Below are 10,852 nucleotides of genomic sequence, written 5' to 3'. Positions count from 1 at the left end.
TCTTCTTTCTCTTGGTTCATTGTCAGCGATCGCACAGGGTTATTTCCCTTTAAATTTTCCCATAAGTGGTAAATCTTCCAAAACTGGATGCTCCCAAAGAATATTGCTCACTTGGGGAACTCGAACATAAATTGGCTTTTGAATATGATGTAACTTATGAGTCAAAACGCAGCTATTATGACTTGTTTGATGCGGCACTTTGAAAGAGCTAGTTTTAACTAAGTTGAAATTGAAAAATTGAGACAGGGACACGGGTAAATATTCGTTCTCCGACTCACTGTGTCTTCCTCCGATTGCGTCGCTCCCTACTCATTATTTGTTGATTGATAGTCGAATAATATGGCATCTACTTAATTCTATATCCTCTAAAATTTGCCATATCTCAATTTAATTTTAAACCCACTTCAGTTACCTTGATAACTCAGGTTACGTCGGCAGAATGCTTATTTATATCGTTTTGATTAAATTCATAATTGCCGCTTAATTGCAATCAATTTAGAATTAACAATATTGAAGAAAGTCTTAACCTAAATTTGTACTAACTTTAACTCAACCTTTGCTTGCGCTGTATGCCTTAGTAAGAAGATTGTGTAGTAACTATGATAAAACACTGTATTCTTATCGGTTTTTAGATGTATTACTACCATTAACCCAGAACTAGAAGTCAAATTGGAGGTTATTATGAGTTGCTGTTGACTGCATTAAGGATCGGAGATTCAAGATTCGAGATTCATGAAACTGCAACTGACCCAATTACATCTACTCTGAGCCAAATTAACTGGAGCGTAGACCCATGAGACGCACAGGTGTTGCTTCCATAGCACAAAACAGATGTCTACGCCGACAGCATGACATTTGCATATTTTATGTGGGGTTTTCTTAACTTACTTGAGGAGTATAAATGCTTGAGGCTATCGCTGTTGCTTGGTTATTACTGTTTTTTGGCGATTTTCTATCTACATTCTTTTACCACGTACCCGAGCACGTTTTTGGTAGCCTTCATTTAAAAACGCACCACTCTTGGAAGAAAGACTTCCGCCACTACGCTATTTTGACTTTTAATCCCCAGGTTCTTTTAGATGGTGTCTTGGGAGCTTTGCCTTATCTACTTATAGCAGTAGTCCTGTGGTCTTTCTCTCCCATTGGCGTTATCTCTGGATTACTGCTTGGTCAGTTTCATGTATGGTGGAGACACACAAGTGTACTGGGTTGGCAAACTTCAAAGCCTGTAAATATCTTATGCCAAATCCTATTTATTACTACCCCTGAGAGACACTGGTTACACCATCACAAAACTAATTTAGGTTTCGGTGATATTTTCACCTTCTTTGAACAACCTGCACAAATGTGGTTACGCTGGCTTCGGCTACTCAGACTTCGTTTTCGCTACTCTCGGATCTAACTGAAGCTACCGCTTACCTGAATACTTTTTAAAATTACCAAAATCAGCTGCGATCGCTCACCTGCAATGAAAGAAACAATCTTGAAAAGTGCCATTAACAGATACATTTATAAATATCCTGACAGTTAAAACCGAACCCTCAATAGTGTGACTGAGCCTGATCACAAAAATAAAAGGAGAAAATTATGGTTGCGACCCAACCTCAACATAGCTCAAATACCGGGACTTAAACATTTTTGAGGTAGAAACAAGCCTTAAACCCATGCAGAGTGAAGGAAATACACCAAATACTCAAAAATAGCCCAAACCTAGATATATCAATAAAGTAACCAAAACGATGTCGAAGTCATTCTATATATACATTTGAGGCTCTTTTTTAGGTGTTTTTTGTCTAAGTCCCAATACTACCCAATTGCTGCGCGATCGCGTTGTTTTGATCACAGGCGCAAGTCGTGGCATTGATGCAGCAAGCGCCAAACTGCTAGGACAACATGGTGCTGCGGTTGGCGTAAATTACTATGGCAGTGAAATGGCACTCCAGAAGCAAGAAGAACACTTGAAATTAAGTCCCGCTAAAAAAGTTGATCCAGAAGCCGTGATGTTCCAACTCTTCGCTAAAAATCCAACTGTTGGCGGCAATGGTGGTACAGGAGTAGAATTGGTTGGTAGCTACGACACGCTGGCTACAATAATTGCAGATTTTGTTGATGCCGGAATTGAGACTTTTGTGTTGCAATTCAATCCCTTTGCAGAGGAAATTACACGCTTTGCCCAAGAAATTATACCGCGACTGCGCTCTTTACAACTTGTGGCTTGAAGCTAAGTATTAGATCCTCCCGTGCCACACTTTAAAAGAAGCGTTGCGGGGATCATCTAGTGTGATCGCAGCTTTTTTTGTCAACTATTTAATTGACCCAGATTCAGGATTTTTGACTGGCGCTGGGTCTTTACTGCAATCAATACAACTCTAAAATTTCTAATTCTGGTGATAGTGGAAAGCCAAACTTCTCATGATAATGAGGAAACTTGAGTAAGAATAGACACAAGGGTTTATTGTGATAAAAAGCTTTTAGCTTAAATAAGCGAACATCAAAACCTTCCTTTTGTGCTTTTCTTGATTCAGAAAAGCTTCCAGGGAAAATTTCATCAAAATGAACTTCAAATTTCCTTGCCGTTTCTAAGAAAAGTTTGCCAATCAATTTAGTACCATTGTCATAAGCAGGATTAGGTATTGCTCTCCTGTACTCACTTTCGTCTAATCCAGCCTTGAAAATAAATTCAAAAAATCCGTTAAATATATTGAGGTTTTCACTTGTATTAAAGTCTTGCCAACCTTTAACCAAACTATCTTGAAGTTCAAAAAAAATGTTAAGTATAAATTTGGTTTCTACAGAATTTAAATTAGTGGTAGATAGTTTCATCTTGTTAAGTATTGTTTATTCACAAAATCAACTTCACTTCGATATAATAAAAGTGAATACTTCAAAACGTTATTGCAATCTCAATAAAAAAATGAGAGCGCTTAGTAAAATTAAAATATAGGATTTTAAAAATCCCTCTACTTCAGCACATCATGCTAAATAATTATTATCAACAGATTTTTTATTTGGGGATAATGCAATCCTCAAAGCTGACTAAATTTTTTTTTAACCTGTAGAATTTATGAAGCTATGTGCTAGAAACCTGTGTATTTATACTGCCATATAAGTTTCATATAAGTCAACCAGATTAATAATAAATTTAAAAATTACTGAATATTACTATTGACAAGTTTATATTCATCTATAATTCATATTTGTCAAAGCAATTTTCTGCTCAAAATACGGATAACACAGATATCTTCCTTCTGCCCCAGCCCCGATCTTCTACAAATAATTGGGCAGGGAGCAGGGGACAGCAGGGGGAAAATTCCTCTTTACTGCACCCTTTGTCCCACCCATAAAGTCTCTTCAGCACTTGCTCCCTGCTTGTTCAATTAGAAGGTAATTCTGGGAAACCTTAACTTGTGAAAGCGAGAGGTTTTGCCAGAAGGAACTAGAATTAGGAAACACCTAGCTGGGTGCTTCTGACTTTTGAAATTAGGAGTGCATGTGTGCCAAAATCCCCTAAATATTTGCTGATTGGATCAACCGAGACTTACAGCGGTAAATCTGCAACTGTTCTGGGTTTGTCTCATCAGCTACAGCAAAAAGGACTGGATATTACCTACGGGAAACCGCTCGGTACGTGTTTGAATTTATCTAGTGGAACCGTAATTGAGGAAGATGTTCAGTTCATCGCTCTTAGCCTCAATTTGCCGGAAAACCGTGTTGCACCTACAATGCTGGCTTTAGATGAACTAAATGTGCAAAAGCGCTTGCGCGGGGAAGACAAAACCGATTATCAACAGTCCCTAATACAGCAATATTTGCAAATGTCCCAAGGAGATTTGGTGTTACTGGAGGGGCCTGGTGATTTGTCAGAAGGCAATTTGTTTGACTTGTCTTTGCTGCAAATGGCTGAAGTATTGGATGCTGGTGTGCTGTTAGTAACCCGCTATAAATCGTTGCTTTCGGTTGAGGCGCTATTGGCTGCTAAAGGGCGTGTGGGCGATCGCTTGATTGGAGTTGTGATCAATGATATCCCACTCACCCAACTAGAAGCGGTTGACACTCTCTTGCGCCCATTTTTGGAACAGCAGGGGATTCCGGTGCTAGCAATGCTGCCGAACAACGATTTGCTCCGCAGTGTCAGTGTTGGCGAACTGGTCAAGCAGTTAAAGGCTGATGTTCTCTGTCGCAACGATCGCCTAGATTTGTTAGTAGAAAGTCTGGCAATTGGAGCGATGAATGTCAACTCCGCTGTCAAGTATTTCCGTAAACGCCGGAATATGGCAGTGGTAACAGGAGGCGATCGTGTGGAAATTCAGCAAGCTGCTTTGGAAACTTCTACCCAATGTTTAATTCTCACCGGGCAACTACCACCTCCGCCATTCATTCTCAGTCGTGCTGAAGAACTAGAAATCCCAATTTTATCTGTTGACTTAGACACACTCACCACTGTAGAAATTGTTGACCGCACTTTCGGGCAAGTCCGCCTCCACGAGCCGATTAAAGTTCAGTGCATTCGCCAGTTAATGTCTGAGCATTTTGACATTGACCGCCTGTTATCTAAACTGGGTTTAACTCCTGCAGCGGCATTGTCTTAGGCTCATCAACCTAAACAATTAAGAGCATCTATGCTCAGTTATCAGTTAGGAGGGTGTATTGCTGGTGAGGGTACAGCTGGTTCGCCGTCACCTCCCAGGCGACGGCGTGCTGTTTCCCTGCGCCCCATAGCTGGGACGTGCTTAGTTGCAGCAGCTAATCCAAACACAGGCATATTCCCGTAAACCGCCTCATATTTTCCCGGTTCGATTAAATAAGTTTCGTGCCAAATGCCGACACTGCCATCAGCAACAATGGCTTGATTAAACCTTTGGCAAGCTTTTAGATGTGCATCAGCTGGATTTCTGGCAAAACGCTCCAAATCTTTAAACGATCGCTAATACTGAATCAGTTCCACTCCTCGCCAACCAGATAAAAAGCTCTACAGGGTTACATACTTGGGAGAACAGCAGTTCAAAGAGTGGATTGCTCAACCTTGTGAACCTACACCGATTAAAGATGATTTGCTTGTTAAAATTTTTGCTGGGCATATTGCTTCTAACCAGATGATTTTGGCAGAGCTAGAGCGTCACCAAAAAGCCCACTTAAAAAAATTATCTACGTACAAGGATTTAGAACAAGAATGTTTTCAGAACCCGTAAGAACTCCCAGAATCAGCAAAATTTCAGTATTTGACTCTCCTGAATGGCATCACTTATGAAACACATTGGCTGGCTTGGTGTGACCAAGTAATCCAAACAATCGAAAAATTGTAGCAAACTCTAACTCAGGTTCGCCTCGCACCTACACGCTGTTTGGTAAAATATCTGGGTCGTTTAATCGGATTATGTCCATCTTTGAGCCAATCAACAGACTTAATTAACCTCGATACATTAGCGCAGGAACTGGCGACAATCCAGCAAACGGGTTCTAAAAGAATTGCCTTGCTGGGTTCTCGTCACGTCCCGATTACGCATCAGAATCTTATTGAAATGATGACATATGCCCTAGTTTTATCGGGTAATCGCATCATTACTTCTGGTGCTACAGGTACAAATTCAGCTGCCATCAAGGGAGCAACGCGGGCTGATCCGAATTTGTTAACGGTGATTCTACCCCAAAGCCTGGAACGCCAGCCTTTGGAATCGCGCCAGCAACTAGAACAGGTAATGCATTTAGTAGAAAATTCCAGTAATGATAATTTGTCCCTTGCGGAAGCTAGTTACCTGTGCAACAAGGAAATTGTCTCTCGTTGCCAGCAACTGATCTGCTTTGCATTTCACGACAGTGGCACCCTGTTGCAAACTTGTCAAGATGCAGAAGAACAAAGAAAAGTAGTGACCCTCTTCTACTTTGATTAGTCATTTGTCATTTGTCATTTGTCCTTTATATTTGACTAATGACTGATGACTGATGACTGATGACTAATAACCAATGACTAATAAGTAATGATAATTTTTTTGTACTCGATCGCTGCTGCTGCTGTTCTGATTTACCTACCATTTTTGGTGGTAGCTTATGCCCGTGCGCGGATTGGGTATGAAATGTTTTCTACTCCTCGTGCTATGTTTGATAAATTGCCAGCATACGCCCAACGAGCTACTTGGGCACATCAGAACACCTTTGAAGCGTTTATGGTGTTTGCGGCAGCTGCCTTGATGGCATACGTAACTGGTGTAAATTCTTCTATAGCACAACTGGCTGCGATCGCCTTTGTGGTGGCCCGTTTGCTATACTCAATTTTTTATATTTTGAATATACCCCTTTTGCGATCGCTTATGTTTGCCATTGGCATCCTTAGCTCTAGCACTCTTTTTTTCTTGAGTATCATCCAAACTAGTAATTAATTAGGGAGTGGGGAGTGGAGAGATGAGGGAGATGAAGGAACAGGGGGAGCAGAAGGAGAACTTGCAACAAGTCTTTCCTCTTGTCCCCAATTCCCAATCCAAAATCCAAAATCTAAAATCCAAAATGTTTTATGGCTTCTACTTTTTCCTTTGACATTGTGAGCGACTTTGACCGACAAGAGTTGGTTAACGCTGTCGATCAAGTTATACGAGACATCAAAGGTCGTTACGACCTCAAAGACACTCAAACTACTGTTGAGTTAGTCGAAGAAAGCATTAACGTTAGTACTGATAGCGAGTTTACCTTAGATTCTGTACACACCATCCTGCGGGAAAAAGCCGCCAAGCGTAACCTCTCCCAGAAAATTTTTGATTTGGGCAAAGTTGAATCAGCTAGTGGTAATCGCGTCCGTCAAGAAATCAAACTCAAAAAAGGTATCAGTCAAGAAATCGCCAAACAAATTTCCAAATTGATTCGCGACGAATTTAAAAAGGTACAAGCTTCAATCCAAGGAGATGTTGTGCGGGTTTCTGCCAAATCTAAAGATGACTTACAAGTAGTCATGCAGCGGCTGAAACAAGAAGACTACCCAGTTGCTTTGCAATTTACAAATTATCGTTAAAAGATTTGCATGGTGAGCAATGCCTAACCAAACTAAGTTTTGTGAATATTTTTATTTAGATGTAATAGACGCTAGGGGCACATAGCTATCCATTGGTGTCAACTTAACGTTAAAACCAATCTAGAACTAGCTTTTAGAGATTGTCTCGTTAAGAGTCTCCGACTGGGAATGCCTACTCTTAGGCTTTGCCTTCTTTACTCACAGTACCGCAATGAACAGCATTTCCAGCCTCTGGCTGGAAACAAGGTTTGAAAAGGGTTTTGGCTTACAGCAGTTTTCATGTATTTGAACCACATCCGTTGTATGGGCGCAAGGCCTTGCGCCCCGCGTGGTCTATTTACCTGAAAATAGCTGTAAGTTGACACCAATGACAGCTTATCAGCCCCTACAAACCATTTGTATTTCACCGCATTGAAAACAGCTACAATCAAGCCCCTTTGCCAATACTTTTTTGAAATGCCGGACGCTCAGATAACTGCTTCATATAATTCAACACCGCTGGGTAGGGGCTGAGGTCTAGCTTCAGCATGATGGGAATGTAATTCAGAATAGACCCCACTGCCACATCGACAACAGTGAATTGATTACCTAGCAGAAAAGGTTGCTTACTGAAAATTTCATTTAATGGAGTCAACAAGCGGGGCATTTCCCGCTCCCGACTTGCTTCTACAAAAATTCCTGGCCCAAGGGTAGCATTGGCAAACAACACCCATTGGGAAAATACAGCACGTTCTTGAAGTGAAAGTGCAGTTTTACTATACTTATCGGCAAGATACAGCAAAATTGCCCCAGATTCCCAAAGTTGAAAATCCCCATCAACAATTGCTGGAACTTTACCAATTGGGTTAATTGCCAAATATTCAGGCTGAAGGTGTTCACCCGTCTGCATATCGAGCTTGATAAATTCGTAAGGAACTTTTATTTCCTCTAAATACCAGTGGACAATTGACGCTCGACTCCGAGCGCCGCCGTAAAGTTTTAGCATAATTACTTAAAGAACTTTATGAGTGTGAGAATGCTGTTTAACGTTGTCTTCTTTGGTGACAACTCTAGCGGCATTTAACACCCGTTTGCGCTCAATGGAATACTTAAATTCGGTGTAGTTTGTACCTAAGGGAATCAGGGATTTTGCAGATTCACGACGCTTGTAGGTACGAGCTGCTGCAAATGCCCGTGGCACAAATTCTTCTCCAAACTGAGCCGACTCTGGGAAGCCATCTGGCACCAGTTGTAAATCGCCATCCAGCAAAGATCCCAAAGTTGTTGCATGAGCAAGCTTATAGGAGGTAGGGATGCCCTTTAAAAGCGCTTCCAAAGCCGCGGAGGGAATCGGTTCTATAACTTCGATTTGATAAACTTCTCCATCTTCTTTGACGAAGCAGGTTGCCAAGCCGATAACAATGTAATCATCGGTTGCTAAATCAGGGGCATTGGGATAAGAAATTGCGGTTGTCATCAGAAAATTTCTCAAAACTTAAAAATTGAATATAGAGGCTGGGGCATAAGGCATTGGCATTAATTGTTATCCTCCTCATCCCCTCTTTAATGGACGGCTTGTTGGCATTCTACCAATTTGTCGCTCTCATCACTACTTGACTAGTCTTTGAGATTAACATCTGCTATTTCTGGAATTTAACTTCGGGATCAAGTATCCATGATTAGGTTTGAGGAGCAATTGTTTATTTAGGGCGTAAATTTCTCTTATGCGGCTAAGTTAAGTTCTCTCTTTAGATGACTTTAATGTAATCCTAAATACCTTCAAAATAGACATAGTGGTAAAACTACTAACGATAAAAAAATAGAATCTGATTTCAAAAAGCATTGATTTTATGTAGGTAAAGATGAATATTCACTCATTTTTAACTGATGATTACCAGCAAAGTAAGCAATACAAATATGTTCTAAATAATACAAAAAGATTTAAAGAGCAGAGGATGAATGATCGCAGCGAATCTACTTTAGGGGATAGCTACTTACGCTCTTGTGCTTTGAAGTCTGCTCAACAAGGAGATTATACTGAGGCGATCGCACTTTTAAGCCAACTAATTTCCCGCCATCCGCACAATGCTGTTGATTACAATAATCGGGGGCTAATTTATTTCCAAAGTGGTGAAACGCAAAAAGCGCTTTCCGACTATAATACTGCCCTCAAAATCAATCCCAATTTGGCTAGTGCTTATAATAATCGGGCAAATTACTACGCTGCTTGTGGAGAATTAGCAGCAGCACTTCTTGACTACGATCAAGCGATTAATTTTAATCCTCGCCATGTCCGGGCGTGGATTAACCGAGGCATTACCTGGCGTGACTTGGGGCAATATGAGGAGGCAATTGAGAATTTTGAGGTAGCACTGCTTTTGGGTCAACTAGAAGGTCATATCTGGGCTGAACGCGGCAGGACTTACCATCTTTGGGGTGACTGGAATTGTGCGATCGCTGATTATCGTCGCGCCCTCACTCAACTGCCTTGTATCGACAACAGCAAGAATATTACTGGTTGTCGCTTGCGTTTACAACTCGAAAATTGGCTAAACGAGTTGCTATCTGAATCAGCGTCCTAATTGGTAGATGAGTTCTTCTGGAGGATTCAAAATTCAAAATAATTGATTAAATCTTGAATTGGAGTTTAGTAACGCTGTATCGCTAATGACTAATAGATGATAACTACATAGCTATTCACAAATTAGCTATTAACCATTATTTATTAGCAATAATATAAATTAACACCCGGTTTATCCGTAGCCTGAATCACAAGAAACCTGAATAATCCCAAATTCGCGATTTGTCTTAGGGTGATGAATCTGTTTGTTCATCTTCTCGGCGATCCTGATTCATCAACACGACCCGACGCTGGCTGGGATCAAATCGGTATCCTTGTTCTTGCATAATAGTTTTAGTTTGCTGAGGATCGAAGTTACGGCCAAATTTCGCTTGCAAACCATTCACATGTCCTTCCATCAGCTTGACTTCAGTACTAATTTCTCGCAACTTTTCTTGCTGTAACCAATGATAAGGCAAAAGTTGTGCTATAGCAGATGCTGCAACGGCTGTAACAGCAAGATTAACCGCTATTTTGGCTGTGCTTTCTAGTGCCATCACCTGGTAAGAACGTTGACGAAGATGCCGTTTTGGTCGAGTAACGGCCCGGCGTTTTTGTATAGGTTGTAACGGTGGTCTGGAGGGTTGAATCGCGTTCATGATGCTAAAAAATAACCTCGCTTAATGAAGGGAAGCACTGTAAAAGCGTTCTGGCACTAATTACTGCTTGATTTAGCTGTCATATTACTTCATTTTTTTGAAATAACTACAAGTGTTGCACCAGTTAAAAAATAACCTGGCTTACGTAAGTGCCATCCTAGCTATTTATGGCATAAAGCCAGAAGCATTTGGAAATTGCACCCCGTACTGCCAGGATTATTAGCTTTTTAACTGTGTCACATCGTAGTGTTATTTGTAAAGTTCTGTGGCTAATCGCCAAGCGAGAACTCCTGGGATCAGCGCCACAACTAGAGCGATGTAGACTTGAGTATCTGAGATGGAAGATATCTGAGCGATGTACAGAGTATCTAAGATAGGCATGGCTGAAAACCTCCTAACCTGAATAGATTTTGAACAGTTCGTTTACTACTTTTCCTTGTTTTGCCAAGATTGGGGAATATCTTGTTACAAGATGCAACAAAAGCAGTTATTGGTCAGTAGTCATTAGTGATTCTCTATTACGCCTTATGTGAGTGAGAAGGGGTAGCAAAAAAGAAAGGGGAACCACAAGATAAAGGTAACGAAACCAAAGCTTGAGGTCTCCCAATGAATATGGTAGACGGTTCAACCCTGTTGACCACAATTTTTGTGCTAGTA

At 40.8% G+C, this 10,852-nt stretch carries 12 protein-coding genes and 2 pseudogenes; 8 read left to right on the top strand and 6 right to left on the bottom strand.

What is annotated here, in order from left to right; translation table 11 throughout:
* Positions 1-901: 901 nt before the first annotated feature.
* Both V7K21_RS17610 and V7K21_RS17605 read left to right on the top strand, forming a co-directional pair.
* Positions 902-1,402, top strand: coding sequence for a fatty acid hydroxylase (locus V7K21_RS17610; protein ID WP_335176369.1), 501 nt, complete (start codon positions 902-904; stop codon positions 1,400-1,402).
* A 412-nt stretch (positions 1,403-1,814) separates the two neighbouring features.
* Positions 1,815-2,219, top strand: a complete 405-nt coding sequence (locus tag V7K21_RS17605) for a hypothetical protein (protein ID WP_335176367.1) — start codon at positions 1,815-1,817, stop codon at positions 2,217-2,219.
* 139 nt (positions 2,220-2,358) lie between these two features.
* On the opposite strand, the gene V7K21_RS17600 is transcribed toward V7K21_RS17605, so the two are convergent.
* Positions 2,359-2,823, bottom strand: a complete 465-nt coding sequence (locus V7K21_RS17600) for a hypothetical protein (RefSeq protein WP_335176365.1) — start codon at positions 2,821-2,823, stop codon at positions 2,359-2,361.
* Positions 2,824-3,494: 671 nt separating this feature from the next.
* Here V7K21_RS17600 and V7K21_RS17595 point away from each other — a divergent pair.
* Complete coding sequence (locus V7K21_RS17595; protein ID WP_335176363.1) at positions 3,495-4,589, top strand: phosphotransacetylase family protein; 1,095 nt, start codon at positions 3,495-3,497, stop codon at positions 4,587-4,589.
* A 41-nt stretch (positions 4,590-4,630) separates the two neighbouring features.
* On the opposite strand, the pseudogene V7K21_RS17590 reads toward V7K21_RS17595, so the two are convergent.
* Positions 4,631-4,912, bottom strand: a pseudogene (locus V7K21_RS17590) (monooxygenase family protein); the annotation flags it as partial.
* Between the two features lie 73 nt (positions 4,913-4,985).
* Between V7K21_RS17590 and V7K21_RS17585 the strand changes: the two are divergent.
* The 4 genes and pseudogenes from V7K21_RS17585 to V7K21_RS17570 all read left to right on the top strand — a co-directional run bounded on the left by V7K21_RS17585 (position 4,986) and on the right by V7K21_RS17570 (position 6,997).
* A pseudogene (locus tag V7K21_RS17585) lies at positions 4,986-5,303 on the top strand (hypothetical protein).
* Positions 5,304-5,384: 81 nt separating this feature from the next.
* A complete protein-coding gene (locus V7K21_RS17580) occupies positions 5,385-5,888 on the top strand; it encodes a DNA recombination-mediator protein A (protein ID WP_298919191.1) in 504 nt (167 codons plus the stop codon).
* Positions 5,889-5,975: 87 nt separating this feature from the next.
* A complete protein-coding gene (locus tag V7K21_RS17575; protein WP_335176361.1) occupies positions 5,976-6,374 on the top strand; it encodes an MAPEG family protein in 399 nt (132 codons plus the stop codon).
* Between the two features lie 131 nt (positions 6,375-6,505).
* Positions 6,506-6,997 (top strand): YajQ family cyclic di-GMP-binding protein, encoded by a 492-nt coding sequence (locus V7K21_RS17570; protein ID WP_335176359.1) that lies wholly within the window; start codon positions 6,506-6,508, stop codon positions 6,995-6,997.
* A 427-nt stretch (positions 6,998-7,424) separates the two neighbouring features.
* Here V7K21_RS17570 and V7K21_RS17565 read toward each other — a convergent pair whose 3' ends face one another.
* Positions 7,425-7,982, bottom strand: a complete 558-nt coding sequence (locus tag V7K21_RS17565) for a glutathione S-transferase family protein (protein WP_335176357.1) — start codon at positions 7,980-7,982, stop codon at positions 7,425-7,427.
* A gap of 6 nt (positions 7,983-7,988) precedes the next feature.
* Positions 7,989-8,453, bottom strand: a complete 465-nt coding sequence (locus tag V7K21_RS17560; RefSeq protein WP_335176355.1) for a hypothetical protein — start codon at positions 8,451-8,453, stop codon at positions 7,989-7,991.
* Positions 8,454-8,838: 385 nt separating this feature from the next.
* Between V7K21_RS17560 and V7K21_RS17555 the strand changes: the two genes are divergently transcribed.
* On the top strand, positions 8,839-9,558 hold the full coding sequence (locus V7K21_RS17555; RefSeq protein ID WP_335176353.1) for a tetratricopeptide repeat protein: 720 nt from the start codon (positions 8,839-8,841) through the stop codon (positions 9,556-9,558).
* A gap of 226 nt (positions 9,559-9,784) precedes the next feature.
* Here V7K21_RS17555 and V7K21_RS17550 read toward each other — a convergent pair whose 3' ends face one another.
* Both V7K21_RS17550 and psaM read right to left on the bottom strand, forming a co-directional pair.
* Positions 9,785-10,195 (bottom strand): hypothetical protein, encoded by a 411-nt coding sequence (locus V7K21_RS17550; RefSeq protein WP_335176351.1) that lies wholly within the window; start codon positions 10,193-10,195, stop codon positions 9,785-9,787.
* A gap of 249 nt (positions 10,196-10,444) precedes the next feature.
* Positions 10,445-10,534, bottom strand: coding sequence for a photosystem I reaction center subunit XII (gene psaM / locus V7K21_RS17545; protein ID WP_040630342.1), 90 nt, complete (start codon positions 10,532-10,534; stop codon positions 10,445-10,447).
* Positions 10,535-10,852 lie beyond the last annotated feature (318 nt).

Source organism: Nostoc sp., from assembly GCF_036919595.1.
Classification (GTDB): Bacteria; Cyanobacteriota; Cyanobacteriia; order Cyanobacteriales; family Nostocaceae; genus Nostoc.
This window is presented reverse-complemented; position numbering and strand designations above follow the sequence as displayed.